Origin of the sequence: Qingshengfaniella alkalisoli, assembly GCF_007855645.1 — a bacterium.
Taxonomy (GTDB): domain Bacteria; phylum Pseudomonadota; class Alphaproteobacteria; order Rhodobacterales; family Rhodobacteraceae; genus Qingshengfaniella; species Qingshengfaniella alkalisoli.
The window spans coordinates 2,127,335-2,153,119 of the sequence record NZ_CP042261.1 but is presented as its reverse complement, the minus strand read 5'-3'; the positions used below and the strand labels follow the sequence as shown (position 1 = coordinate 2,153,119).

The following is a 25,785-nucleotide window of genomic DNA, read 5'->3' as shown; positions in this document are numbered from 1 at the left end:
CGTTTCTAACGCCGCGTTTACAGCGTAAGGGGGTGCCATGATCTTGCCCGAATTATCTGGCAGAACTTTATAGCTATTGTCTGAAACATTTTTCTCGCGGCATTACGATGACCTACGCAATATTTGCGCTCGATGGATCGCGCCAAGTTTTCCGTGAAGCCGAGGTGGCAACCGCAGTCGAAGCAGAAGCGCAGTTGACAAGCTGGCGCCAGGAAACTGACAAGATAGAGCGCGCGATACTGGTCGACAAACACACCGGCGATATCCTTCGCAACTGGGATTTTTGATCAATCACGCTTGATCTGCCCAAAAATCGAATCCGCATAGTCTGCCAGATAGACCCGAATCCATGGCGTATACCGGCGCGGGTGGCGCACGACTTCCGCCATCAGGTCATATATGCCCATCCACGCGGTTTCCATGACTTCATCAGGATTAGGGTCGATCCGCAGGTCACCCGGCGCTTGTCCCGCAAAAAGATCGACGACCTCATGCTCGATCATGCCGCCGCCGACATCCGCACGGTATTCGACCGTGCCGCGCAAGGCCGGATAGAAGTCGGTGATGCCGAGTTCTTCCTTCAACCTGCGCACCGCGCAATCGGGAGAGCTTTCTCCCCATTTCGGGTGCGTACAGCAGGTGTTCGCCCACAAGCCCGGCGTATGATACTTGCTCATCGCCCGGCGCTGGACCAGCACGCGATCACCATCCAGCACGAACACCGAAACCGCTTTGTGCTTCAAACCCCGGCGATGCACCGAAAGCTTTTCGACGGGCCGCAATTCGCCGTCGACCCAGGCGGGAATTAGTTGGTTCATCGCGGTGTCCGACTCCCAGATATCTTGGACGGGCCAGTGCCATGCCACCCGCCCGATCACAATAGGCATTACCCCAACCGATTTCACGCGGACATCACGCCGCATCGGGTGAGACCTTCCGGCACGTTGCCAGCCATAGCGCGGAATGCCATTAACGGCAAAAGACCAAAGGAAGCCCAATGCGACCGACCATCCTGCCCGCACTACTCTTGACCGCCACTGCCCTGCCTGCCTTCGCGCAAGGCGATATCGACAACGGCGAAAAAGCGTTCCGAAAATGCCAAGCCTGCCATGTCGTACGCGATGACAATGGCGATGTGCTTGCCGGTCGAAACGCCAGAACCGGCCCAAACCTGTATGGCGTGATTGGGCGGGTCGCGGGCACGGAACCGGACTTCCGGAACTACTCCGCCCCGATGCGCGAAGCGGGTGAGGCCGGGTTGATCTGGACGAAAAAGGATTTCGTCGCGTTCCTGCAGGATCCGACCGTCTTCCTTCAAACCTATCTTGACGACAACAAGGCACGCAGCAAAATGGCCTTCAAGACCCGAAGTGAAGATGAAGCGCGCGATCTGTTCGCTTTCATTGAAAGCTTCGCGCCAACGCAAGCCAACTAGAACAGCGGGAACCTTAAACGCCGTCGGACGCTGGGTATCCGAAAAGGAGCAGTCATGGATTGGATCTTGTACTTCGTATTTCTGGCATCCTGCGCGGTAGCAGGGTCAACCGGCGTCATCTTCCAGCCGGGTCGCTGGTATGACGACCTGCAGAAGCCAGCATGGACACCACCCAAATGGGTTTTTCCAGTCGTCTGGACAACGCTTTACATTCTGATCGCGCTCGCGGCCTCACGCGTGGCGGTGCAGGTGGGCAGCGCCTTCGCGATCGGACTTTGGGCACTGCAAATGACACTCAATGCCATCTGGTCACCCATCTTTTTCGGCGCTCACCGGATGCGCGTGGGACTTGTCGTGATCATTCTGCTTTGGTTCGCAGTCGCTGCAACGGCGTTTTTCTTCTTCCAGTTCGACATGCTCGCAGGACTGTTGTTCCTGCCCTATCTACTGTGGGTCAGCCTTGCATCGGCGCTGAATCTGGAAATCCTGCGCATGAATGTTCACCTTGACGGCAACTCGCCCGAATAAAGCGTCTTATGACGTCCAATCAGATCGACGATCCGGTCCGCCACTTTCCTGACTGCAGGACGGTGGCGGCCATCGGCATGCATGACCAGCCATTGAAACTCGGTCAGTTCCTCGATCACATCCCCGGCCCGCTCCAATTGCGGATGACGGTCGCCCGCGAAGCAGGGCAGCACGGTGATCCCGATGCCCGCATTGACCAGATCGAACAGCGCCCGAGGGCCGTTGGCATGCGCCACGATGTCCGCCCCGTGGTGGTCGAGCACCCATCGTGACGAAGGCGTCACAGCCGTATCTCGGGTCAGTCCCACCCATCGCTCCGTCCCGATCCCGACCAGGGACCGGGACCGAAACGGCGCGAATGTGACCTTCACCAACCGCCGCGCCGCCAGATTGCTTTCCGTCGGTTGGCCGTTGCGTAACCCGATATCGATTTCGCGCTGCTTCAGATTGAGTCGCGCCTCGGTCGCCACGAATACCAGATCGAACGCATCTTCAGGGCTGCACAACTCGACGAAGTGCTCGGCCAGGAAGTTTGCCGTCCATGTGCCCGCCGACAGGCGTACTTCTGGCCGCTGCGTGTCATCAGCCAGCCAGCGCGCGAAATCGGCATAGGCTGCTCCGAACGGTCGCAACCGATCCCGAAAATCCAGCCCTTCCTGCGTCAATGCATAGCCATATTGCTGCCGCACGAACAGCTTGCGCCCAACCGTTTCCTCCAGTTGAACCATTCGCCGCCCCAGCGTTGCAACACTCATGTCCAGACGACGTGCTGCCTCCGACAAGGTTCCGGAATCGGCAACAGCCAGAAAGCACTGCAGGTCGTTGAGATTGACGTTTCTCATTCTTGCAAAACGCTCTGCGGTTTCCGTGGCTACAGGGACTCGGGACGAGACACCATAAAGCGCCTGTCCTCGGGTCTGGACCTTACCCGATCAACCACAGGAGGCAAACGATGTTCATACCGCCGCCACGGCCGCCCAGATACTTTCCGCCGCACAAAACCGCCGCCCAGTTGGAGCAGGAATTCTACGACAGCTATCCGGACACGTCGCGGATACGGTCCGCAATCGGGACGCTGGTCCGCCTGTTCACTCGGCGGACTTCTCCGCGACCTCGATCAGCTTCACGGCATCCGCGGCCGTCTCGACAAAGCTGAACAGGTTCAGGTCGAAATCGGAAATCGTTCCGGCAGCCGCCAGCGCCTCCCAATTGATGATCCTGCGCCAGAAGGCTTCGCCGAACAGCAACACGGGCAATTGGCTCATCCGCCGGGTCTGTATCAGGGTCAGGGTCTCGAACAACTCGTCGAGCGTGCCGAACCCACCGGGGAATACCGTGATCGCCTTGGCCCGCATCAGGAAATGCATCTTGCGGATGGCGAAGTAGTGGAAGTTGAAACTCAGGTCAGGTGTCACGTAGGCGTTGGGCGCCTGTTCATGCGGCAGTACGATGTTCAACCCTATGGATACACCGCCAGCATCTTCGGCACCGCGATTGCCTGCCTCCATCACGCCGGGGCCACCGCCCGTCACGATTACATCTTCAGTGTTCCCGCTTTCCACGCTTTTCAGCGTCATCAGCCGGGCAAATTCCCGCGCCTCGTCGTAGAAGTGCGACAGTTCCGCCAGTGTCTTCGTCCGGGCTCCCTCTTTTCGGGAGGGTTCAGGGATGCGCGCACCGCCGAACATCACCACGGTGGAATTGATACCACGTTCCTCCAGCGCCATGTGAGTCTTGAGCAGTTCAAGCTGCAACCGAACCGGACGCAATTCATCGCGGCACATGAAGTCATTGTCGACAAAGGCCAAGCGGTGCGTCGGCGACCGTGTCTGAGGCGTATCCGGCAAATCGTCGGCACGCTGGATATCATCACGTGCATCAGGAAGCGGATGGGAACTGCGGCGTTTGGCTTTTGACATGTGGCCTCGGCATTGCGTGTGTGGTCATACCGGACTATCCCAAGCCGCCGACACTGACCAGTGGACAGGCATTACCTGAAGGAGAATCCCATGGGCTGGCCGACCGAAATCGAATGCGCTCAGGAACGGATCAATGGGCATGTCAGACGCACCCCGGTAACAAAGCTCGACGGATTCGGCCTTCCCGTCCCGGTGGAGGTCAAGCTGGAACACATGCAGCACACCGGCACCTTCAAGGCACGCGGCGCGTTCAACACGCTGCTTGCGCAAGAGGTGCCCGAAGGTGGGATCGTTGCAGCGAGCGGTGGCAATCACGGGGCTGCTGTTGCCTACGCGGCCTCAAAGCTGGGATACCCTGCCAAGATCTTCGTCCCTGAAATGGCCGGGTCTTCAAAAATCGCCTTGATCGAACGCAGCGGCGCCGAGTTGCAGGTCGTCCCCGGCGCCTATGCCGATGCGCTTGCCGCCGCCCGCGCCCATGAAGCCGACACCGGCGCAATGCAGGTTCACGCTTATGACGCACCTTTGACGGTTGCCGGGCAAGGCACGTGCATGAGCGAATGGGAGAGTCAGGGCCTTGACGCCGATACGGTGCTGATTGCCGTGGGCGGCGGAGGGTTGATCGCCGGCGCGATGGCTTGGCTGAACGGCCGCCGAAAGATCGTCGCGGTCGAACCCCAAACCTCCTGCGCACTGAACGCGGCCCTTTCGGTCGGCGCCCTTGTTGATGTCGATGTGTCGGGCATTGCCGCGAACTCGTTGGGTGCAAAGCGGATCGGCCAGATCTGTTTCGACCTTGCGGTAGAACAGCGCATCGACTGTCGGCTGGTTCCGGACGACGCAATTCGCGAGGCGCAGATTGCCCTGTGGCAACAGGCGCGCATCCTCGTCGAACCGGCTGGCGCAACGGCACTCGCTGCGCTGATGTCCGCAGCCTATGTGCCGGAAGCGGGCGAAAAGGTGGCGGTGCTGATCTGCGGTGCCAACATCGCCCCCGATCCCATGACATGACACCCAGATTGTGCCCCGGCGTCTCGACCGCTATACGGCATGCGACCTAACGCACACGCAACGGAGCCTGTCTCATGTCGAACGCCCAACTGGAAACCGCCATCGAAGCCGCGTGGGACGCCCGCGACCAGATCACGCCCGCCACAACAGGCGAAACCCGCGAGGCAATCGAGGACACGCTGAAGGCCCTCGACAGCGGTAAGCTGCGCGTCGCCGAACGCCAGGCGAACGGGGATTGGCATGTCAACCAGTGGGCGAAGAAGGCGGTTCTTCTGGGCTTCCGCCTGAAGGACATGGAACAGCACGAAGGCGGCCCGCAAGGCGGCGGCTGGTGGGACAAGGTCGACAGCAAGTTCAAGGGCTGGGGCGACAACCAATGGAAGGCCGCGGGGTTCCGCGCTGTGCCGAACTGTGTCGTCCGCAAGTCTGCCTTCATCGCGCCGGGCGTGGTCCTGATGCCCAGCTTCGTCAACCTCGGCGCCTATGTCGATGAGGGCACGATGGTCGATACGTGGGCCACGGTCGGATCCTGCGCGCAAATCGGCAAGGGGGTTCACCTGTCGGGTGGCGTCGGCATCGGCGGCGTGCTTGAACCCATGCAGGCCGGCCCGACCATCATCGAGGACAACTGTTTCATCGGGGCCCGGTCCGAGGTCGTCGAAGGCGTCATCGTTCGGGAAGGGTCGGTCATCGGCATGGGGGTCTTCATCGGTCAGTCCACCAAGATCGTCGACCGCGAAACCGGTGACGTCAGCTATGGCGAAGTACCCGCCGGTTCCGTCGTCGTGTCCGGCTCAATGCCCTCGAAAAACGGTGTAAACCTCTACTGCGCGGTCATCGTGAAGCGGGTAGACGAGAAAACCCGTTCTAAAACCTCGATCAACGAGCTGCTACGCGACTAAGACAGACCGGACGGGCGGGCGCAACCGCCGTCCGTCCAAATACACTTTGATCTTGGCACGATTCAGCCCTATGAGCGTGCCGGTGCGGTCCCATAGCTCAACTGGATAGAGCAGCTGACTTCTAATCAGCAGGTTCGGGGTTCGAGTCCTCGTGGGATCGCCACCCATAGCAGTTTGCCAATGTACCATAAGTTTGCACACCCAAGTGATTCTGCCAGAAATGGCCATTGAAATAATTGTTGTTTTACCATGGGTTGATTGAAGCATCGTAGACTTGATTAGCATAAGCTTGCACAACGAAACCATAAGCTTGCACGATTACACTGAAACGCGGCATGTCACGGCTGAAGCAGTCGCTCGTTCCGGGACGTTCGGGCGGCTGAACTGCGGGACCTAGCTGCCGTTCCATTGCCCAATCTGACCGTCAGCTATTCGTGTCTACAAGTTTCTGGGTGCTGGGAAAGCGCAAAGATGAAGTCAATCTATCGCGGGTCAACGCGCAGATGGCCCTCGAAATCGCTCTTCCCAATTGGCACGCCTCGCATACGAAGGATGTCGTAGGCGGTGACCGCATGGAAGTAAAAGTTCGGCAGCAAAAATGACAGTAGGTACGTTTCAGAGGTAAACGCAGACGTTTGGGGATCTGTGTGTATTTGCATGTCAAGTTTCTTTCCTGACCATGCGTTGACTTCATCTGGCTCGAACTCCACCAATGCGGCCTCCGTCGCTGCGATCCTGCTCCGCAATTCGCGGAAAGGGGTCACACCGACAAGGTCAGGTGGGTTGAAGGCACCATGCTTGATGGCGTTCAATCCCCAGACGGAATAGTTTGCCACGCATTCGATCTGGAACCAGAACGGAGCCATATCCGACACCAGATGTGCTTCCACGAAGTCATCAGGATCAATTCGGACCTCAGAGCAATGCACTACTGCCTTGTCTAGGCACACCCCGATTGACCGCACCGTTTGCAAGTACGTCGGAACACTCATATCGAATAGGGATGTTGTCATGCTCAAACGATACCCCTGAGGCAGTGCACAGGCAATTCCCTAAGCGGTATTCTGTGTGTGTCGCAGCATCCGTCACTAAGGGCTCACAGTCCGAATTCGCTGCAAATTGTACGAAGGTCCGCTGTCGTGAACCGGCCACGACTTTGCAAAGGGCGCTTCCTGCGCATTGCTGCCGCTCATGCCTCACGCCGACTCTTGCAGTACCACACCATCAAATCACGTCTGATCGCTCACCCTCTCCCTGCCTGACGATCTGCATCTGGTCGGTGGGGTATGGCTTCAGCAGTTCGACCACATCATCCGTGCCCCCATCCATCCACTGATCATAGCTGTCCGGATCTAGGATCACGGGCATCCGATCTGGATGTATTGGCTTCACGATCTCATTCGGCGTCGTAGTGATGAAGGTATAGGTTTCGGTTTCTTCCGGTCCATCTTTCGTCATGTACTTGGACAGCGTCCACATGCCCGCGAATGCGAATGGTGGGCGTTCGTCGTCACCCCTCATGACGAACCAATGATAAACTGCCGGATTGCGTCCCTTGGCCTCGCAGAAGCTTGTGGCCGGCACAAGACAGCGGCGCTGGATGAAGCTTTCCTTCCACAACGATGCGCTGCGCAGCTTGTCGTCGCGTGCGTTGTTCCAAGCGCTCGGCTTGATGATGTTACCGGTCTTCTTCGATTTCTTGGTCGTCCGAAATCTCAACGGTAGTGTTACCAACTCACTGCCAGATGCCAAGCAAAACCGACTTCCGTGTCAGGTGACTGACCCAAAGATCGAATTGCGACCGTCCTGCTTCAGTGATCGGCACCTGGGGTCGCTGTACTCCTGCCCATGTGATCGTCAACCGCAGGGCGGGTCAATGTTGCTTAGGTTGGGGCGTTCGGCAGGAGAGTGTTCCGGCTCAGCCTGCTATGCAATCAAAACGTGCCTGCGCCTGCTCTATTTTGCTCGCATGAGCACCGATCCAATCGGAAACGACATCTAGCTTCATAGCGATCTCACGGCCCATATCCGTGAGTGCGTAAGATACCTGCGGCGGAATGGTTTCTTCTACATGTCGGCTCACCAGACCATCGCGCATGAGTAGTTTGACGGTTTGAGACAGCATTTTCTCACTGATACCCTCAACCTTGTTACGCAGCTCGTAGAAACGCAGGGGGCTGTCTACCAGCGCGATCAGGATCAGAAATCCCCAACGGCTTGTGACGTGATTAAAGACATCACGCCATAGGCAGCCCTCCGTAAGAGGGCTTTGGGTTCTGTCAGCTTTAGTCACGTTCACCATGTTAGTGCCTTACCAAAAAGTGCGTTCTTGTTGGAGCTATGGGCTTTCGTATAGTTAGTTCATAACCGAACATCATATGCAAGTAGTGGACGCAAAAGGAGAATGAGATGAAGCCATCCTCAGAATTTTATTCCATCATCGACTACTCGGCATCCAACGCCGAGGACCAAGCAAAGATCGCGTCAGCATTCGCAGAAATCCAGAAAGAATGGGTTGCATCTTACCCTGGATATAGCTCCGCCCGCTTCTTGGCCAGCACTGATGGATTGATCGTGCGAGCAATAGTCGAATGGGAGACCGAAGATGCCTTCCACTCCTTCGAACGCGAGTCGGATTCGAAAGGCCGCATGGCTGCGCTAGAGAGAGCCTTTCGCGAACTTTCCACCCAAGGTTCGAGACAAACCTTCGTCGCGATCGGAGAGGTCCGGCCATGAGCATTGAAGTGTATTCCGACTTTGTTTGTCCTTGGTGCTACATCGGCCACCGAAGGCTGAAAAATGCGCTCGCAGACCTTTCACCCGATGCCCGCCCAAAGATCACTTGGCGCGCCTACCAACTTGATAGCAAAGCGAGCAATGTTCCCGGTCAGACCGCTGCCGAAGCCATGCTCGGATGGTACTCAAGCGTAGAAGAGGCAGAGACGCGGATCGCGCAAATCATTTCAATCGGCACGGATGAAGGTCTCGATCTCAATTTACACCGTGCGCTTCCCGTCAACACCTTCGATGCGCATCGACTTACCCATTTCGCGAAAGGAACCATGCAGACGGACATGTTGCGTGAACTCATCTTCCGAGCATATCACTCAGAAGGACTAAACATTGCTGATCTGAATGTTTTAGCTGGTATTGCTTTGGAGGCGGGTATTGAACAGGCAGAAGCTCGTAGCTTTCAGCAATCCGACAGTTTCGGTGATGCTGTTCAGCAGGACCTAAGCCGAGGTTCTCAGCAAGGTATTCGCGGGGTACCAAACCTCGTGATTGATGGTGGCCAGCCTGTTTCGGTTAATCAAAAAGGGCTGGCGTTGGGAGATTTACTAAGGCGTACTTTACACTAGTCTCTCACTACACCGCCAACCGGACCTGCGTGCGCCCTTCGTCGAAGGTCCGGTATGGGTCGCTTGCACAATTGACCCGGCGCCGTCATACGAACTTTGCAAAGATCACTATCTGCGCATCGCTGCCGTTCGCCCAAGACGCAGCAAATGGCATCTCCCCTGAAGGTTTTTTGATGCGGGCCGGGGCGCACCGGTGGCCATCCCGCGGTGGCGGCCCGCGTTGACAAACCTCGGAAGGAGGAAGCCGCGGGGGTCTTGGATCGGACTATGGGGAAAGTGCGCGGACGCTTGGGGCAACCATTGGATCTGATTGCGGCTGATAGCGTGGCTGGCGACCGATCCGCCCCCCGATTGCTCCAACAGCACGGAGGGATTGGGGGCAAATGCACCCGAGCGGCCTGACCGGTGACGGCAGGCACAATCCGGCCTGGCCGGGTCTACAGGGAGCAGCCGGTGTCATTCTGTAAAAGATGATAGATGGCAGGCGGTGTGTCATGCGGCCTGCTCCCTGGGAGGTGCCCGCGACATCGGTTTCTGCCCGCGACGAAAGACCTCGATGAGGCGCATTGGTCCACCGCAGCAGGGGCATGGTTCGCGCAGGGTTAGCGGGATGATCTCGGCTGCGGGTTCTGACACGGTGGCCTGATCCGGGCGCTGGACATACAGCAAGGTACGGATCTTTGTGATGTTGGCCTTGCGCGTCGCGCTGGCCAGCAGGCCATAATGCCGGATGCGGTGGAAGCCGTCGGGCAGGACGTGGATCAGGAAGCGACGAATGAACTCGGGCGTGGCAAGCCGCATGACCTTTTGGCGGTCGCCGGATTTGATGCGGTAATCCTTCCAGCGGAAGGCCACGGTGTCGGCGTCGGCGCTGATCAGGCGATGGTTCGAGATCGCCACGCGGTGGGTGTATCGGCTCAGATAGGCGAGCACGGCCTCCGGGCCGCCGAAGGGTGGCTTGGCATAGACCACCCATTCGGATTTGCGGAACGGAGCGAGCCAGGTGGCAAAGGTATCTGCATGCGCCGGCCGCTTGAGATCGCCGAAGAAGGCCAGCTGTCCGACGCGGTGCAGATCCATCAGCCCTTCCAGAAACAGGCGTCGGAACAGTCGCGACAGCACCCGCACATGCAGGAAGAACCCAAGCTTGCAGGCCACCCATTTGGTGCCGTCCGGCGATAGCCCGCCGCCGGGAACAATCATATGGACGTGGGGATGATGGGTCAGAGCTGAGCCCCATGTGTGCAGAACGTTGGTCATACCCACCTTCGCGCCCATGTGTTTGGGATCGGTGGCGATGGTCATCACCGTTTCCGCCGACGCCTTGAATAGCAGGCCGTAGACGGCCTTCTTGTTCCAATAGGCGATTTGCGCGATCTCCGCCGGTAGCGTAAAGACCACGTGGAAATACTCCACGGGTAACAGGTCTTCCGCGCTCGCCTCCATCCAGTCTCGCGCTGCTGGCCCTTGGCACTTCGGGCAATGGCGGTTCTTGCAACTGTTGTAGGCGATGTGATGGTGGCCGCACTTGGTGCAGCCCGCCACATGCCCGCCGAGCGCCTCAGTCCGGCAGGCTTCAATTGCTGACATCACCTTCAGCTGCGCAAGGCTGACATGCCCCGTATTGGCCTGCCGCCACGCAGGTCCGTATCGTCGAAAGATGTCAGCGATCTCCAGCTTTGGTCGAGCCACTGGTCCCGGGCGCTATTGCATCCCTCGTCGCAGGGTCTCGTCTTGCAGCAGCTTGATTTGCTCATAGGGGCTGACAGTGCTGCGGATCGTCTTGGTGGCCACATGGGCATAACGCGCAGTGGTCGTCAGCTTGGCGTGGCCGAGAAGCACCTGAATGACCCGCACGTCTGTGTTCGCCTCAAGCAGATGGGTCGCGAAGCTGTGGCGGAGCGTGTGCAGCGTTGCCGCTTTCTTTATGCCCGCCACGTGCTTGGCCGAGGTGAACGCCCGGTTTAACTGGCGTGGCGACAGCGGATTGATCTTGGGTTTGCCCGGGAACAGCCATCCCTCCGGACGGGATTCGCACCAATAGTCGCGCAACAACGCCAGCAGATTGGGCGACAGCATCGCCTTGCGATCGCGTCCGCCCTTGCCGTCATCGAAATGGATCAGCATCCGATCGCTATCGATGTCTGTTACCTTGAGGTGGCATACCTCCGAAGCGCGCAGCCCTGCGCCATAGCTGATGCCGAGGGCAGCGCGATACTTGAGCCCGGGTCCGGGAACGGCGGCCAACAAGTCGGCCACCTCCTCGACGCTGAGCACAATGGGCAGCTTGCGGGGCTTGCGGTGGAACTGCATGAAGCGTTTCATCTCTTCGCGTCCGCAGGTCACGCCGAAGAAGAACCGCAAGGAAATGATACGCACGTTGAAGGTGCTGACCGATACCCCGTCCTCGGTCATCTTCAACTGATACGATCGCAGGTCCTCGGGTGTCGCCGTATCCGGGGGTCGACCGAGAAAAGCCGAGAAGTGCTTCACATTGCGACTATGGGCCTTCTGGGTCTTCTCGCCTAAACTCCGGATGTTCATGTCTTCGATCATCCGCTGGCGCAGCGGGGTCACTCTCTCCTCTGTCATGGGAGCCTCCTGTCTGATGAGTGAGAAGGCCCCAATCATCAGACAGGTCAGAAAGATCGCAAAACGCACCCCGCTACGGGTGTTGCACACCATCAGCCAAGAGCGCCAATGCCGCGGAGCGGCTTAGTCCTCCCGCCGATGGTGTTGCGATCCCGTGACAGGTCTGGGTCGATGCCTCCCCGACCCGGCCGATCGAGGGCGAATGGCCCTATTTCTGGATCGATGCCACCTATCTCAAGGTGCGGCAGGGCGGGCGCCTCGTCTCTGCCGCCGTCACCATCGCTGTCGGTGTGAACACCGACAGGCGGCGCGATGTTCAGGGCATGGCGATCGGGGCCTCCGAGGCATTCGCAGGGCAAACAGTCTTCCGGACTGTTTACTGATCCTGCTCATCGTTCTGGACCGAATTCCTCCGAGACCTCGTGCGACGTGGTCTCGGCGGAGTGACGTTAGTGCTCAGTGACGCGCACGAGCATCAAGGCCGCGGCTGCGCGGGTGCTGACCACGACTTGGCAGCGCTGCCGCGTCCACTTCCGGCGCAATGCCCTGGCCCATGCCGGCAAGAGCAGCCGCAGGGTGGTGTCGGCCTTCATCGCCACGGCCTTCGCCCAGTCGGACCATGCCACCGCCAAGGCCCAATGGCGGCTGGTCACGGACCAGATGCGCCCGAAGCTGCCGAAGCTCGCCACGCTCATGGATACGGCCGAGGAGGATGTGCTGGCCTACATGACATTCCCCGCCCAGCATCGCGCCAAGCTTCACAGCATGAACCCGATCGAGCGTCTCAACGGCGAGATCAAGCGGCGCACCAATGTCGTCGGCATCTTTCCCAACGAGAGCTCGATCCCCAGGCTAGTCGGCGCAATCCTGATGGAGCAGATCAAGCGCTTGGCCCTGAACGCCAGCTTCGAAGGCCTACCACTGTTGATTTCCGCTGAGAAGTGACGCGGTATTTTCACCGAGATTTGACCCACGCTTGTTTATGTATCAGCGACTATTTGACGGTCAATGCCTGGGCCTCCTTTCGCGTTTTCCTTGCGGCCTCGGAGCTGGCCTTGAAGCGGTAGCTGTCGTTGCCGGTTTACAGAATGTGGCAGCGGTGAGTGAGCCGGTCCAAGAGGGCTGTTGTCCTCTTCGCGTCGCCGAAGACCTGAGCCCATTCGGAGAAGCTGAGGTTCGTGGTTATGATCACACTGGTGCGCTCATATAGTTTGCCCAGGAGGTGGAACAGCAACGCGCCGCCTGATGAGCTGAACGGCAGGTAGCCGAGCTCGTCAAGAATGACCAAGTCAATCTTGGTGAGCATCTCGGCCATTCTGCCGGCCTTTCCGAGCGCCTTTTCCTGTTCCAGCGCGTTGACCAGTTCCACGGTCGAGTAGAAGCGCACTTTGCACCTGTGATGCTCGATGGCCTGGACGCCGATGGCCGTTGCGATGTGGCTTTTGCCGGTGCCCGGTCCGCCGATCAGGACGACATTCTCGGCGTTTTCCATGAACGCGCCACGGTGCAACTGCCGGACGGTGGCTTCATTGATCTCGCTGGATTTGAAGTCAAAGCCCGCGAGGTCCTTGTAAGACGGAAAGCGGGCCACCTTCGTGTGATAGGCGATGGAGCGCACTTCTCGTTCTGCCATCTCGGCCTTGAGCAACTGGGACAACATCGGCGTTGCGGCCTCGAACGCTGGAGCGCCCTGGGCGACCAGATCATCGACGGCCTGCGCCATGCCATGCAGCTTTAAGCTGCGTAGCATGATCACGATTGAGGCGCCTGCAGGGTCATGACGCATGGCGATTTTCTCCAGCCTGTCTCAGAGCGTCATAGCGGTCGACGTTGGCCTTTGGCGCCGTTTCCAAGGACAGGGCATCTGGTGTGTCGACCTCGGGATGATTGGTTGATTTGCGGTCGATCAGCCTGTGGAGCAGGTTCAGGATATGCGTCTTGGTAGGCACGCCAGCTTCAAGTGCCAGTTCTACGGCACATAGAACGGCGGCCTCGTCATGATGCAGGACCAAGGACAGGATATCGACCATCTCCCGGTCACCGCCCTCTTTGCGCAACATGGTATCCTGCAGACGGCGGAAGGCTTCAGGCATCTCTGTGAACGGTGCGCCATTGCGTAAGGCGCCAGATTTGCGCTGGACAACAGCCAGGTAGTGGCGCCAATCGTAAACGACTTTACTCGGTTTGCGATGTGTTCGGTCGATGATCCGATGGTGCCTGCATACGGTTTGGCCCTCTGCCACGACGACCAGCCGATCTGGATAGACATGTAAACTGACACGATGGTTGGCAAAGCTGGCGGGAACGCTGTACCGATTGCGCTCGAAGGTAATGAGGCATGTCGGCGATACCCGCTTGCTGTGCTCGACAAACCCATCAAAGGCCGGTGGCAGCGCCATCAAGGTAGGCTTCTCAGCGTTCCAAGCGTCAGCGATGGAGCCGGGTAACGTCTGATGCGCCGTTTCCGCCCAAAGGGCCAAACAGCGATCCTCCAACCATTGGTTCAATTCATCCAGATCCTTGAAGACAGGCATGACTTGCCACATGCGGTTGTGCGCATCTTGCACGTTCTTCTCGACCTGACCTTTCTCCCAACCAGCGGCGGGGTTACAGAACTCGGGCTCAAAAACGTAGTGGCTGGCCATGGCCCTGAAACGTGCGTTGACGTCCCGCTGTTTGCTGCGGCCAACCCGATCCACCGCCGTCTTCATATTGTCGTAAATGCCTCGCCCCGGTACGCCGCCGAAGACGCGGAATGCGTGCCAGTGGGCGTCGAACAGCATCTCGTGGGTTTGCAGCGGGTAGGCTCGCACCAAAAAGGCCCGGCTGTGCGACAGCTTGATATGAGCGACCTGCAGCTTGATCCGCTCGCCGCCAATGTTCGCCCAGTCTTCGCTCCAGTCGAACTGGAACGCTTCGCCGGGCTGGAATACCAAGGGCACGAATGTGCCGCGTCCCGTCGTCTGCTCTGCCCGGTGTCGATCCGACTGCCAGGCCCGAGCGAACGCCGCCACGCGACCATAGGAGCCGTCATAGCCAAGCTTGACCAGATCGGCATGCATTTGCTTCACGGTACGGCGCTCTTTGCGCGGCTTCCGCGTCTGCGCCAGCAACCAAACAGATAGACGGTCCGCGTACGGGTCCAGCTTGCTCGGCCGAGATGGCGTCTTAAACTTCGCCTCTACAGCGCCTTCGCGAAGATACTTTCTGATGGTGTTGCGAGACAGGCCCGTGCGCCGGGAAATCTCGCGGATTGGCACTTTGTCACGCAATGCCCAGCGTCGAATAACACTCAAAAATCCCATGCCGATCACTCCATATCTCCCCGACCAAAATCGTCAGGGACAACGTGTCCACATGGGTCAATTCTCAGTGAAACTATTGTGGGCTACCGGGACACTTCTCAGCGGAAATCAACAGTCCATCCCTTCCCAGACCGGATATTCGCCTCGTAGGCGGTGATCGCCGGATAGCGTCAGTCCTCCGGTCATCTCTCGCTCTTCGTAAATATGCAGGTATTGACCTGCTAATGTTGACATGCAGTCAAATACCTGCATATATGGCACCCGTCACATACGGAGGCACAGATGGATGACGACAAGGTGTTCAAGGCCCTGGCCGATCCCGGGCGCAGGATGCTGCTCGACCGTCTTTGCGAGAAGAACGGTCAGACACTCGGACAGCTCTGCGAGACCATGGACATGAAACGCCAATCCGTGACCCAGCATCTTGGCCTTTTAGAACAAGCCAATCTCATCAGTACGGTGCGGCGCGGACGCGAGAAACTACACTTCATCAACCCAGTCCCGCTTTACGAGGTCTACGAGCGTTGGATCCGCAAGTTTGAAGAAGGACGCCTGAGCCTTCTCCACGACCTCAAACAGGAACTTGAAAGGAAGAAGACATGACCGATAAATCAGCCAGCTTCGTCTACGTCACCTTTATCCGCACGACGGCCGAAAAGGTGTTCGAAGCGATCACGAGGCCGGAACTGGCCCGCCGCTACTGGGGCCATGAGAATGTCTCGAACGACTGGCAACCCGGCTCCAGTTGGCAGCATGTTCGCACTGATGCGGCGCGCACCGTCGATCTCGTGGGTGAGATCCTCGAAAGCGACCCGCCGAGGCGGCTCGTCATCAGTTGGGCGAATGAAAGCCAGAAGGACGATCCAGACCAATACAGCCGTGTCACCTTCGACATCGAACCGCAAGGCGACGTGGTCAAATTGACGGTCGCGCATGACGAGCTGCAGCCCGGCAGCGGCATGCTAAACGGCGTCAGCAAGGGCTGGCCGCTAGTGCTTTCGAGCATGAAGTCCTTCCTCGAAACCGGTCAGGGATTAGATCTCTGATCGCACACCGGCACATCAGGAATGAGGATAATCTCAATGAGCACGAAGACCTATCAGGGCGGCTGCGCCTCCGGCGCCATCCGCTATGAAACCAAGAGCGAGCCCATCTTCGAGAACCACTGCCAATGCACCGATTGCCAGAAGCGAAGCGGGACCGGGCACGGGTCCTATCTGACCTTCCCACAGCGCGCCAACGTGAAAATTACCGGCAGGGCGTCACAATGGAGCGTGGCCGCAGATAGTGGGAATGACAAGACCCATGCCTTCTGCCCAACGTACGGAACACCAGTTTTCCTGACATTTGCGGCAATGCCGGACTTGATCGCGTTCCACGCGGCCAGCCTTGACGACCCAGATCAATTCAACCCGCAAGCGCTTACATACAGCATCCGCGGACATGCATGGGATACGATTGATCCCGCAGTGCAGAAATTCGAACGGATGGTGCCCGGTTAAATGCCGATGGACGCATGCCAGCACCCTTGATCGCGGTGACCCGCGCCGGACATTTTGACGCCGGGCGATCTGCGCGCCGGACATCTCCACCGCGCCTTCAGCTCGGCAAAGCACATCGCAGGGATCAAGCATCCGGGCAGCGCGCTGCACACGCTGCGGCATAACTTTGCGGCGCACCTTCCGGAAGCCGGAACGGATGTCCACATGATCGTGCCGAGCGGCGGCCTGTCACCTGACGCTACACGCTGGATCGCTTGCCGCTCTGCCTTCCTTCTGCCCGTGCGCGTCCTGGCCCGGCTGTCCCAGCGCCTCTTCCTGGAAGGTCGGTCTATCGGCGCTGCACAAGGCAGGGCAGCTTCAGTCCTTCGGTGATCTGGAAGGACTGGCCGACCCCGTGACCTTCTCCGCCTGCCGCGCCCCACTCCGCATCTTCAGGATCGATGCCCCTCAATGAGGTATCGATGAGCGCCTTGGCCGCCTCTGACAGGCTTCGCAAACTGCGCCTTCCATATGCAAAGCGACCTGGTGCTTCCCCCAAGCCCTTCGGCCACCTCGCTGACCGCGTAGCCGCAATCGGCAATCTACGCCACAGCGTCCCTTTTGAACTCGTCCACAAACCGATTCCGCGATGACACTCGCGCTTCTCCTTGGCTTCCAAAATTACCACGCAAAGCGTCTCCTGTGCTTGCCAGCGCATGGCCAACTCGCGGACAGACCACTTCACGCGTCACGTCTACCAATTATAGGTCAGCCCCACGATCCCCCCGAATGCGTAGCGCGCAGAATCGTCGACATCGATGTCGTAGGTGACATCCACGAAAGCATTAACGCCTTCGGCCATATGCAGCGACGTTCCCGCCGTGACTTCAAGCGAGCGTCGCCCGGTGCCGATCTCGAACGCCGCGTCATTAAAGGCGATACGTTCCGTCTGATCGAAGGTGTGCCAGTAGTCCAGGCCCAGATGGCTGACGCCCTCGTATCCGCCGACGGGGCCACGATATTCGAGACGCGCACCAAGTCGGCCCGTCACGGTGTTGAAGTCGCTGAAATCAATGTCCGTGTAGCCGTCACTGGCGGTCGCAAAGCTCATGCCCTGCCAGACGAGTTGAGCCTGCGGCTCGATGGAGAGAACATCGTCGATCGGTATGGCGCGGCCGGCTTCAAAGGATAGCACGTAGCTGCGCCCGTCGAAGTCAGCCTTGATGTCATGATCCGACTTCGCCGTTGCGCTGAAGTCGCCATACTGGCCAACAGCATCGAAATACCATCCGGACGGCTCAACCCGCGTCCAATACGCACCAATTGCGTGCTGGGTCATATCGATCGTGCCGGTTGAAACATCATTGCGGAGCAGCACATCGCCCTGCGCATCTCCGGCGAGGCCGGAATAGCTGTAATAGATCCCCACGCGTTGGATGCCACCGGAATCCGTCTCGGCGTGCATGAGGTCGACCCCGGCCTGAACGCCGTAGAGATCTCCCTCGAAACGAGCATCCAGTTCGTAGCCGTTCTGCAGTTCGTTTTCGTCCCAGTGCAAATGCTGCCACGATCCGTAGAGGCGTGCCCAGACGAGGTTTTCCGGATCGAGTTCGCCCAAGTTGAACTGGTCGCCACGGCGCTTGTGAAAGGTGCCGATCGAAGCCAGCCCCATGCGCTCGGCAAGACGTGGAACCAGGGTGTAGGCCGGGATCTCCGGTCGGATGATCGGCGTCCCGATATCGCCGTCACCGTCCGGACCCGTCGGGTCCGGGTCGGTGGGTGGATCGACAGGATCGGGATCGGTCGGGTCAGTCGGATCGGGGGTGTCCGGATCGTCCGGATCCGGTCGACCGGGATCGACCGGCGGGTCCGGGGTCTCCGGTTCCGGGATGGGTTTCTCGTCACCACCAGGCTCGGGATCAGGGTCAGGGTCGGAACCAGGACCCGGATCAGGATCTGGGTCAGGATCAGGATCAGGATCAGGATCTGGGTCAGGATCAGGATCAGGATCTGGGTCAGGATCTGGATCGGGTTCCTCGACAACCGTGTTGCGCAGATACCAGTTCTCTTCCGTACCATCGGTCAATCCGCCGCGGTAAAGCCAGTATTCGTAGACACCTGCCTTCACCTCGTCTTCCAGCGCGAATGCACCGTCTTCGGTGGTCGCACCGTTTTCCTCGGCCTGAACCACCATGATCCCGGAACCCCTGGTTGCTGCGCCCTGGCCGTTGACGTTGTTGATGCCGAGATAGGTCCGTCCCGACGCTTCGCCGCCACTCAGGACAAGCCGGTCGGAAGGAGACCCGTCGCCGTCAAGCTGCGTATCGAACCGCAGGCGGCCGTCATAGCCGTCATAGTCGCCGACGATGCGAAAATGATCGTCTGGCGCCCCGTCCAGAAGGTCGATCGTGCCAGCGTTGGCGACCCGCGCCAACTGATCCGGGGCGAATGGTTGAACGGTCGGGGTGTTCGTCCAGCTGCCGCCAAAGACCGTGGAGGTGCGATCGATGTAGATCTCGCCAGTGCCCGTGCCCGAGTCGCCAAGCGTCAGCGTACCGTTGAAGGTCAGCTCGGCGCTGTCCTCGACGAGGATCTGCTCCCAGTTGGTCAGGCGGGTGACGACGCTGCCGGTCGTTGCGCGCCAGAACAGCAGATCGCTGCCTTCGCCGCCGTCTATCGTCTGCCAGGCGTTCAGATTGCTGCCGACGATCTCGTCCAGCCCTTCGAGAACGGCGTTGTCGGTGCCGTCTCCCATCGTCACGCTGCCTTCGATCTTCCCACCGTACCAGAACAGCGTGTCGTCGCCGTCCGAGGCAGCCAACCCGCCGCCGACAAGCCCGGCATGGATTTCGGCAGTGTCCGCCCCGGCGCCGAGGTTCACCCCACCCTGTACCTCTCCGCCTTCCCAGTACAGATAATCGTCGCCTGCCGCGGTCGAGACACCCCCATTCGCAATCCGCGCGCCAGCGTAGTTGGCGACCACATCGTCGCCATCGGCGGTTGTCACGCCATCGGTAACCGTCCCGAAATTATACGCCAGCGCCGAGGTGCCGGACAGCAAGCGAACTCCGCCATCGAGCACGCCCGTCGCCGCATTGTTCAGAGTCATCATGCCCGGACCCGCGACCCGAACGCCGCCGTTGAGCGCAGCCAGGTTCGAAAAACTGAAATCGCCGCTAAGCGAGCCCGAGACGCCGCCATTCAGCTGCCCTTCGCTGGCGATGGAAATCTCGTCCGCATCATCCATCACGATCCCGCCGCTCCAGATCTGGGCGCCGGGTTCGAGCGTGATGTCATAGCTTTGGCCCGGGCCGACCGTGATGCCGGGGCCGCCCCCCGTGCAGATGATCGTGCCCTCCGCGTCATCCGTAACGCATTCGGCGTCGGCACTGTGCGGCGACAACATCACGATCCCGACAATTGCCGCAGATGAAAGCTGACCGGGTAGTGTCGTTGGGCGTGCGCGCATGGGGTACCTCACTCGCTCAGGTCAGTGCCGCGGCCTATGGATCGGCGATGTACGGCAAATGTCACTGGTATTTTACGCTGTGTCAACTCGCCTTGCACCCGAGCACCAATTATGTCGAAAACACAGGGAGCCTGCCCGCGGATCGCTTCGATTCCATTGGCTGACAGTGGTTTGGCCGAACACCGGGTGGCTATGCGAGTGGCCATTACGACGCGCTCGTCTGTTAATTCAGAACTTCGCAATCACGAAGCGCTTGCGCCCCTTGATTAACGCATCTGCATACTATGGCGGGCCGCGCCGGTAACGAAAGACTGTTCGGTTCAGCGCATTCGAAGTTCCGGAAATTTCTGCTCCGGTGAAGACTGACCTGCCCTGGCAGCGGGTTGACCTGACGATCAACATAAATTAGCTAGCTTATTATTAGCTAGCTAATGGTATTTCCATGACCAATCCTGCCGATCAGCGCGCCTTTATCGACAAGGCCATTAAAATTGTCCGCGACTTGCGGGTGATGTTCGACGCACGCGCCCAGGCCATGGGCCTGACCTATTCGCGAGGCAGGGCTCTGGCGGTGATTGCCCGCAACGAGGGCTCAACGCAGCGTGAACTGGCCGAATTGCTGGATATCGAGACGCCCTCGCTGAAGCGCCTGCTGGACGGGCTGGAAACGTCGGGCTTCATCGATCGCCGCGCGGTCGAGGGCGACCGCCGCGCCAACAGCATCCGGCTGACCGAAGGCGCGCGCGACCAAGCCGACACGATTCTGGACTTCATGGCCGACATGCGCGGTCAGGTTTTCGACGGCATCCCGCCCGAGGAGATCGCCACCGCCCAGGACGTACTCGACCGCGTCTTGGCCAACATCCGTCGCATGAGACAGGAATGAGCGAAGCCACCGCAACCCCGGCCTTCGCGCCGCAGTCCTGGCCTTTGGCAGCCGCCTACATGTCGGCATCTGTCTTTCTGGCGCTGACCCAGGGGCTGGCACAGGGCTTCGTCACCGCCAACCTGCCGCAGATCGCGGGCGAGATCGGCACCACCACGACCCAAGCCGCCTGGCTGATGGCCGCCTACATGATCCCGCGCGCATCGCTGACGCTGCTCTTGATGAAGATCCGGACGCAATACGGCCTGCGCCGTTTCGCCGAAATCGGCATCGTCTTCTACGTGATCACGGCGGTCATGGCGCTGCGGATCGACGACCTGCATTCGGCCATCGCGGTGCAGTTCGTCATGGGGGTCGCCGCCGCGCCGCTGTCCTCGATCGCGATTCTCTACATGTTGGAACCGCTGCCCCCGACCCTGAAGCTGAAATATGGCATCCCGGTGGTGCTGACGATCATCATGATGGGCGCGCCACTGGCACGTGTGATCACACCGGAACTTTGGGCGCTGTCAAGCTGGAACGGCTTGCATCTGATGGGGCTCGGCATGGCGGTGATCAGCATGGTGCTGGTCTATGCGCTGCCACTGTCGCCGCAGCCGCGCGCCAGGGTGATCTCGGCGCTCGACCTGTTCAGCTTCGCGCTGATCGCGGTAGCCCTCGGCGGGTTCAGCACCGTTTTCATCATGGGTTACCTGCACTGGTGGACGACGACGCCCTGGCTGGGCTGGCTACTGGCGGTAGCGCTCGCCGCCGGCGCACTGGCGGTGGCGACCGAGTTGAACCGCGAGGCGCCGCTACTGGATATCCGCTGGATCCTGTCGCCGGCCATCGTCCACCTGACAATGGTGCTGTTCCTCTTCCGCATCATCCTGACCGAACAATCCACCGGTGCGCCCGGCCTGTTTCGGCAGTTGGGCTACGCACCCGAACAGTTGCAAATGCTGTTCGTCGTCATCGTCCTGGCCGGGCTCGCCGGCGGGCTGGCGGCCATTCGCTTCATGAGCCCCGACAAGGTGGGGCACGCCCATCTCGTGGCGCTAGTCCTGATCGCGTGCGGGGCCTGGATGGACAGCCACTCGACCCTGTTGACCGGTCCGGAACAGATGTATCTGAGCCAGGCCATGGTCGCGTTTGCCGGCGGGCTGTTCCTGCCGCCGGCGATGGCCATGGGGATGATGTCGGCACTGGCCAAAGGGCCAAGCTACATCCTCAGCTTCATCATCGTCTTCCTGACCACCCAGCTGGTCGGCGGGATGATCGGATCTGGGCTGTTCAACACCTTCATCCTGTGGCGCGAGAAGTTCCACATGTCGGTTCTGGCCGACCGGCTGACCGCCACCAACCCGGAGATCGCGCGCCATCTGGCCGCCCTTGCCCAGTCCCATGCCGCCACGACCCCCGATTCTGGCCTTCGCCAAGCGGAGGCAGCAGCCACCCTGGCGAAGCAAGCGGCAGCTCAGGCCTACGTGATGGCCTACAACGATGCCTATGCGCTGATGGCGCTGGTGGCGATTTTCGCCGCCGGGCTTCTCGCCCTGCACATGATTAATGGTTTCTTCAAATCCGGCCGCGCCACCGCAGCAACGGCCAAGTGAAAGCCTGCCCAAATGACCCGTTTGAAACCCCTAATCCCTTCACTCGCGGCGCTGGCCCTCGGGCTGAGCGGCGTGCTGTTCGTCCTCTTCGCCTGGCAGTTGCCACCCTTCGACAGCCCAGTTGCCCGGACCGAGAACGCCTATGTGAAAGGTGCAATTACCACCATCTCGCCGCAACTTTCGGGCTATGTCGCCGAAGTTCCGGTCGCGGATTTCCAGCATGTCGAACGGGGTGATGTCGTCGTCCGGCTGGATGATCGGCAGTATCGCCAGAAAATGGCCCAAGCCGAGGCGGCACTGGACGCAGCGCGGGCGCAGCTTGCCAACAATGCCCAGCGGGTCCATTCCGCCGAGGCGGCCCTACGCGCCCGCAAGGCGGCGCAGGCGGCGGCAGAGGCCAGCCTGGCGTCAGCCCGCTCGGACTGGGAACGCATCTCGGTCCTGAACGAAAAGGGCATCATCGCGTCCAGCGAGGCCGACAAGACGGAACTGTCGCTGCGCCAGGCCGAGGCCAGTCTTGACCAGGCTGAAAGCCAGGTCGCGGTGGCGCAAGAGGACGTGCGCTCGGCCGGAGTGGCGGCGCAGGCACTGCGCGCGGCAGTGGCGCAGACCGAAGCAGTGGTGGAACTGGCGAGGCTCGACCTAGAGAACACCATCATCCGTGCGCCCGAGACCGGAACGCTGGGCCAGGTTTCGGCGCAGGTGGGTCAGTATGTCGGCGCGGGAAGCGCGCTGGTGTCGGAGGTTTCGGAACAGGTCTGGGTTGTCGCCAATTTCCGCGAGACCGAACTCAAGGGCATGCATGTCGGCCAGCCGGTCAGCTTTTTCGTCGATGCGCTCGAGGGCCGGAGCTTCACCGGGCGGATCGAACGCTTTGCTCCGGCCACCACCTCGGAGTTCAGCGTGCTGGCTGGCAGCAACGCCACGGGCAACTTCACCAAGATCGCCCAGCGGCTGCCCGTGCGCATCGCCATCGACCCGGGCCAGCCCGGCAGCGACACCCTGGCCCCCGGCCTGTCGGTGGTTGTAAAGATCGACACCCGCACCTGAGTTATCAGAACTTCCTTTGAAGATCGCCGATGGATGCACGCAGACCGTGATCGGGCGCCCGCAATGAGCTCTCCTTCAGGGCAAAGCTCGGCCACCTGTTTGGCGAATGGCACGACCGGGCGATTTTCGAAACGTACCGGTACATGAACAACTTTGTTGCGCGTGACGGACAGTTCACAAGCACGCCAGTTTGAAGTGACAGCGCCGAAACTCTGCTCGAAAAGGCCGAACTTGCCAAGATAACTTCGACGAGATGCTTCAACAGGCGAAGGCCCGGCCGCTGGTCATGGGAATTGACCTTCGTCCCTACCTTGTTGGTCAACCCTACCGTCTGTGTCATTTGCGGCGGGCGCTGAGCCACATCTGCCAGCATCGCGACGCCATCTGGATCACGCAAGCCGGATCGATCTTCGGGTTTCTCGTCGAAAGCGATACGACGATCACGTCTTCGCAACCTGCGCTGAAAAGGTTGCCAGCGGCTTTTCGACAGTTGCGCGCACATCTCGAACTCAAGCGGTGGCGTACCGCCTTCGCAGGTGGCGCATTCATGCTTGTTACCGTCTCGTCGTCCATGCTAGCAGAACAGGGCTGCTGCCAAAGGCGTCCCCGCAGCACAGATGGATCGGTCGTTCCATCACCCCATTGATTGGCTGGACATGAATCCCTTTCGCGGAATTATCCTCAAACTCGCTGCCGTGTCGATTTTCGTCGTCATGCAAATCTTGGTGAAGTCCGTATCCGGAACGATTCCGCCCGGTCAATCCATGTTCTTTCGATCACTTTTTGCAATGCCGGTGATCGTTGTCTGGCTGGCCTTTCGGCATGAGCTTCGGCAAGGGTTGAAGACGCGCAAGCCCATGGCGCATGTCTGGCGCGGCGTCGTCGGAACCTGTGCGATGGGGCTTGGCTTTGCGGCACTCGGCCTGCTTCCCCTGCCCGAAGTGACCGCAATCAGCTACGCTACACCACTTCTGGTCGTGATGTTCGCGGCCATGTTTCTCGGCGAGGATGTCGGCCTGTTCCGGTTCCTGATGGTGATGCTGGGCCTTTCGGGGGTGCTGATCGTGCTCTCGCCGCGGCTGACAGGGTTCGAACCCGGCGTGAACAACGCCGAAACCCTTGGAGCGATTGTCGCTCTGCTTGGGGCAATCTGCGCAGCCTTGGCACAGGTCTTCGTACGCAACATGGTCCGCACCGAAGACGCCGCCGCCATCGTGTTTTGGTTCTCTGTCACGGCCACGGTGCTGTCATTGGCGACAATACCCTTCGGATGGGTTGTGCCGGACCCCAAGACCGCCGGCATACTGATCGTGATGGGGCTGGTCGGTGGACTTGGACAGATCTTCCTGACCTCTGCCTATCGATTTGCCGACGCCTCGCTGATCGCACCGTTCGACTACGCCTCCATGATCCTCGCACTTGCTGCAGGATACTTCCTGTTCAACGAGGTTCCCACGCCCACCATGCTGACCGGCGCATCAGTCATCATCGGTGCGGGCATCCTGATCATCTGGCGGGAACACAAGCTGCAGATCGAACGCGGACGCGCAAGACGGGGCGGGGTTACTCCGCAAGGGTGACCTTGGCGCGAAACGGCGCAATATGGTTCACACCAGCCTGCAGCGTGCGGAACAGCCCGATGAAGATCAAGCCAATCACGAAGGTAGAGACGTAGAACGCCAGCCGTTCGCCCATCACCATATCATTCATGAACGGGTACGGCAGGCCGCTGGTTACGCTGCCGACAGGTTCCGCATTACGCGGCGCGACAAGCAACTCCGCCCACGACACATAGGCAATGACCAGAACAGCCAACCACAAGACAACGCCCTGCACACGCTGAAAGGCCCGTTTCAGGAACAGCACGTCGATCCACTGAAGCACCGGCCCCACAAGATGCAGGTAATATTCCTGATACGCGACGATCTGCCGTTGACCATTTACCAAGGTCGGGTCCGAAAAGAACAATCGCCAGTAGGAAAAGACCACCAACGCATTGATCACCGCCACCAGCGAGACGAACCTCGCCCCTGCTGGCCCATTCCGACCGAAGCGAGGCACCAGCATCAACCCTGCGGCGATCACGCTGCCTGTCAGCGCCCAGATCGTCATATATCGGAACTGCGCTCCGAAATTGGCATAATCTGCCGCTAGCCCGCGATCCACGAAGTAGAACAGCGCTAGTCCGAAAACGATCAGCCGATATGCCTTGATGCACTTGGGCATGAGAAACCTCCCAAAACGGAGTTTACC

General features: G+C 59.7%; 26 protein-coding genes, 1 tRNA gene and 3 pseudogenes. 18 read left to right on the top strand and 12 right to left on the bottom strand.

Annotated features, from left to right (window positions below; genetic code table 11):
* Nucleotides 1-107 precede the first annotated feature (107 nt).
* Entirely contained in the window at nt 108-287 is a 180-nt protein-coding gene (locus FPZ52_RS10815; RefSeq protein ID WP_146365434.1) for a hypothetical protein, read from the top strand.
* Here the strand turns inward: FPZ52_RS10815 and idi are convergent, their stop codons facing one another.
* A complete protein-coding gene (gene idi / locus FPZ52_RS10810; RefSeq protein ID WP_146365433.1) occupies nt 288-818 on the bottom strand; it encodes an isopentenyl-diphosphate Delta-isomerase in 531 nt (176 codons plus the stop codon).
* A gap of 179 nt (nt 819-997) precedes the next feature.
* On the opposite strand from idi, the gene FPZ52_RS10805 reads away from it, so the two are divergent.
* Entirely contained in the window at nt 998-1,435 is a 438-nt protein-coding gene (locus FPZ52_RS10805) for a c-type cytochrome (RefSeq protein WP_146365432.1), read from the top strand.
* Between the two features lie 54 nt (nt 1,436-1,489).
* A complete protein-coding gene (gene tspO, locus FPZ52_RS10800) occupies nt 1,490-1,963 on the top strand; it encodes a tryptophan-rich sensory protein TspO (protein WP_146365431.1) in 474 nt (157 codons plus the stop codon).
* Here tspO and FPZ52_RS10795 read toward each other — a convergent pair.
* Nucleotides 1,936-2,805, bottom strand: coding sequence for a LysR family transcriptional regulator (locus tag FPZ52_RS10795; protein WP_146365430.1), 870 nt, complete (start codon nt 2,803-2,805; stop codon nt 1,936-1,938). The two genes, tspO and FPZ52_RS10795, sit on opposite strands and share 28 nt — an antisense overlap.
* A 246-nt stretch (nt 2,806-3,051) precedes the next feature.
* The gene (locus FPZ52_RS10790) at nt 3,052-3,882 is read right to left on the bottom strand and encodes an LOG family protein (protein ID WP_146365429.1); all 831 of its coding nucleotides are present in this window, start codon (nt 3,880-3,882) and stop codon (nt 3,052-3,054) included.
* Between the two features lie 90 nt (nt 3,883-3,972).
* Here FPZ52_RS10790 and FPZ52_RS10785 point away from each other — a divergent pair, with 90 nt between their 5' ends.
* The 3 genes from FPZ52_RS10785 to FPZ52_RS10775 all read left to right on the top strand — a co-directional run bounded on the left by FPZ52_RS10785 (nt 3,973) and on the right by FPZ52_RS10775 (nt 5,958).
* Nucleotides 3,973-4,893: a threonine/serine dehydratase gene (locus tag FPZ52_RS10785; protein ID WP_146365428.1), complete on the top strand. Its 921-nt coding sequence runs from the start codon at nt 3,973-3,975 to the stop codon at nt 4,891-4,893.
* Between the two features lie 74 nt (nt 4,894-4,967).
* The gene (dapD, locus tag FPZ52_RS10780; RefSeq protein ID WP_146365427.1) at nt 4,968-5,795 is read left to right on the top strand and encodes a 2,3,4,5-tetrahydropyridine-2,6-dicarboxylate N-succinyltransferase; all 828 of its coding nucleotides are present in this window, start codon (nt 4,968-4,970) and stop codon (nt 5,793-5,795) included.
* A gap of 86 nt (nt 5,796-5,881) precedes the next feature.
* Nucleotides 5,882-5,958, top strand: a tRNA-Arg gene (locus FPZ52_RS10775).
* Between the two features lie 319 nt (nt 5,959-6,277).
* On the opposite strand, the gene FPZ52_RS10770 is transcribed toward FPZ52_RS10775, so the two are convergent.
* The 3 genes from FPZ52_RS10770 to FPZ52_RS10760 form a co-directional block, all read right to left on the bottom strand.
* Entirely contained in the window at nt 6,278-6,787 is a 510-nt protein-coding gene (locus tag FPZ52_RS10770) for a DUF1993 domain-containing protein (RefSeq protein ID WP_240804435.1), read from the bottom strand.
* 232 nt (nt 6,788-7,019) lie between these two features.
* Nucleotides 7,020-7,514 carry an SOS response-associated peptidase family protein gene (locus FPZ52_RS10765; RefSeq protein WP_146365425.1) on the bottom strand — a complete coding sequence of 165 codons (495 nt, stop codon included), beginning with the start codon at nt 7,512-7,514 and terminating at the stop codon, nt 7,020-7,022.
* Nucleotides 7,515-7,713: 199 nt separating this feature from the next.
* A complete protein-coding gene (locus FPZ52_RS10760) occupies nt 7,714-8,097 on the bottom strand; it encodes a winged helix-turn-helix transcriptional regulator (RefSeq protein ID WP_146365424.1) in 384 nt (127 codons plus the stop codon).
* Between the two features lie 107 nt (nt 8,098-8,204).
* Between FPZ52_RS10760 and FPZ52_RS18920 the strand changes: the two genes are divergently transcribed.
* Nucleotides 8,205-8,531 carry an antibiotic biosynthesis monooxygenase gene (locus FPZ52_RS18920; RefSeq protein WP_168201310.1) on the top strand — a complete coding sequence of 109 codons (327 nt, stop codon included), beginning with the start codon at nt 8,205-8,207 and terminating at the stop codon, nt 8,529-8,531.
* Nucleotides 8,528-9,154: a DsbA family oxidoreductase gene (locus tag FPZ52_RS10755; protein ID WP_168201309.1), complete on the top strand. Its 627-nt coding sequence runs from the start codon at nt 8,528-8,530 to the stop codon at nt 9,152-9,154. The genes FPZ52_RS18920 and FPZ52_RS10755 overlap by 4 nt, the downstream gene beginning before the upstream one ends.
* A gap of 492 nt (nt 9,155-9,646) precedes the next feature.
* On the opposite strand, the gene FPZ52_RS10750 is transcribed toward FPZ52_RS10755, so the two are convergent.
* The gene (locus FPZ52_RS10750; protein WP_146365422.1) at nt 9,647-10,846 is read right to left on the bottom strand and encodes an IS91 family transposase; all 1,200 of its coding nucleotides are present in this window, start codon (nt 10,844-10,846) and stop codon (nt 9,647-9,649) included.
* Between the two features lie 12 nt (nt 10,847-10,858).
* Nucleotides 10,859-11,746, bottom strand: coding sequence for a tyrosine-type recombinase/integrase (locus FPZ52_RS10745; protein WP_146365421.1), 888 nt, complete (start codon nt 11,744-11,746; stop codon nt 10,859-10,861).
* A 167-nt stretch (nt 11,747-11,913) separates the two neighbouring features.
* Here FPZ52_RS10745 and FPZ52_RS10740 point away from each other — a divergent pair.
* Nucleotides 11,914-12,625 (top strand): annotated as a pseudogene (locus FPZ52_RS10740) (IS256 family transposase); the annotation flags it as partial.
* 115 nt (nt 12,626-12,740) lie between these two features.
* On the opposite strand, the pseudogene istB reads toward FPZ52_RS10740, so the two are convergent.
* Nucleotides 12,741-13,532, bottom strand: a pseudogene (gene istB, locus FPZ52_RS10735) (IS21-like element helper ATPase IstB).
* Nucleotides 13,522-15,051, bottom strand: a complete 1,530-nt coding sequence (gene istA, locus FPZ52_RS10730) for an IS21 family transposase (protein ID WP_146362628.1) — start codon at nt 15,049-15,051, stop codon at nt 13,522-13,524. The pseudogene istB and the gene istA overlap by 11 nt, the downstream one beginning before the upstream one ends.
* Nucleotides 15,052-15,333: 282 nt before the next feature.
* Between istA and FPZ52_RS10725 the strand changes: the two genes are divergently transcribed.
* The 4 genes and pseudogenes from FPZ52_RS10725 to FPZ52_RS19570 all read left to right on the top strand — a co-directional run.
* Nucleotides 15,334-15,654: an ArsR/SmtB family transcription factor gene (locus FPZ52_RS10725; RefSeq protein ID WP_146365420.1), complete on the top strand. Its 321-nt coding sequence runs from the start codon at nt 15,334-15,336 to the stop codon at nt 15,652-15,654.
* Nucleotides 15,651-16,097, top strand: coding sequence for an SRPBCC family protein (locus tag FPZ52_RS10720; RefSeq protein ID WP_146365419.1), 447 nt, complete (start codon nt 15,651-15,653; stop codon nt 16,095-16,097). The genes FPZ52_RS10725 and FPZ52_RS10720 overlap by 4 nt, the downstream gene beginning before the upstream one ends.
* 36 nt (nt 16,098-16,133) lie before the next feature.
* A complete protein-coding gene (locus FPZ52_RS10715; protein ID WP_240804353.1) occupies nt 16,134-16,553 on the top strand; it encodes a GFA family protein in 420 nt (139 codons plus the stop codon).
* A gap of 195 nt (nt 16,554-16,748) precedes the next feature.
* Nucleotides 16,749-16,980 (top strand): annotated as a pseudogene (locus tag FPZ52_RS19570) (transposase); the annotation flags it as partial.
* Between the two features lie 306 nt (nt 16,981-17,286).
* Here the strand turns inward: FPZ52_RS19570 and FPZ52_RS10705 are convergent.
* Nucleotides 17,287-20,001 (bottom strand): autotransporter family protein, encoded by a 2,715-nt coding sequence (locus FPZ52_RS10705; protein WP_146365417.1) that lies wholly within the window; start codon nt 19,999-20,001, stop codon nt 17,287-17,289.
* A 442-nt stretch (nt 20,002-20,443) separates the two neighbouring features.
* Here FPZ52_RS10705 and FPZ52_RS10700 point away from each other — a divergent pair, with 442 nt between their 5' ends.
* The 5 genes from FPZ52_RS10700 to FPZ52_RS10680 all read left to right on the top strand — a co-directional run bounded on the left by FPZ52_RS10700 (nt 20,444) and on the right by FPZ52_RS10680 (nt 25,112).
* Entirely contained in the window at nt 20,444-20,887 is a 444-nt protein-coding gene (locus FPZ52_RS10700; protein ID WP_146365416.1) for a MarR family winged helix-turn-helix transcriptional regulator, read from the top strand.
* On the top strand, nt 20,884-22,482 hold the full coding sequence (locus FPZ52_RS10695; protein WP_146365415.1) for an efflux MFS transporter permease: 1,599 nt from the start codon (nt 20,884-20,886) through the stop codon (nt 22,480-22,482). The genes FPZ52_RS10700 and FPZ52_RS10695 overlap by 4 nt, the downstream gene beginning before the upstream one ends.
* A gap of 12 nt (nt 22,483-22,494) precedes the next feature.
* The gene (locus tag FPZ52_RS10690) at nt 22,495-23,532 is read left to right on the top strand and encodes an HlyD family secretion protein (RefSeq protein ID WP_146365414.1); all 1,038 of its coding nucleotides are present in this window, start codon (nt 22,495-22,497) and stop codon (nt 23,530-23,532) included.
* A 286-nt stretch (nt 23,533-23,818) separates the two neighbouring features.
* On the top strand, nt 23,819-24,178 hold the full coding sequence (locus tag FPZ52_RS19180; protein WP_240804352.1) for a hypothetical protein: 360 nt from the start codon (nt 23,819-23,821) through the stop codon (nt 24,176-24,178).
* 10 nt (nt 24,179-24,188) lie between these two features.
* Nucleotides 24,189-25,112 carry a DMT family transporter gene (locus FPZ52_RS10680; protein ID WP_146365754.1) on the top strand — a complete coding sequence of 308 codons (924 nt, stop codon included), beginning with the start codon at nt 24,189-24,191 and terminating at the stop codon, nt 25,110-25,112.
* On the opposite strand, the gene FPZ52_RS10675 is transcribed toward FPZ52_RS10680, so the two are convergent.
* The gene (locus tag FPZ52_RS10675) at nt 25,096-25,758 is read right to left on the bottom strand and encodes an androgen-induced gene 1 family protein (RefSeq protein ID WP_146365413.1); all 663 of its coding nucleotides are present in this window, start codon (nt 25,756-25,758) and stop codon (nt 25,096-25,098) included. The two genes, FPZ52_RS10680 and FPZ52_RS10675, sit on opposite strands and share 17 nt — an antisense overlap.
* Nucleotides 25,759-25,785: the final 27 nt, after the last annotated feature.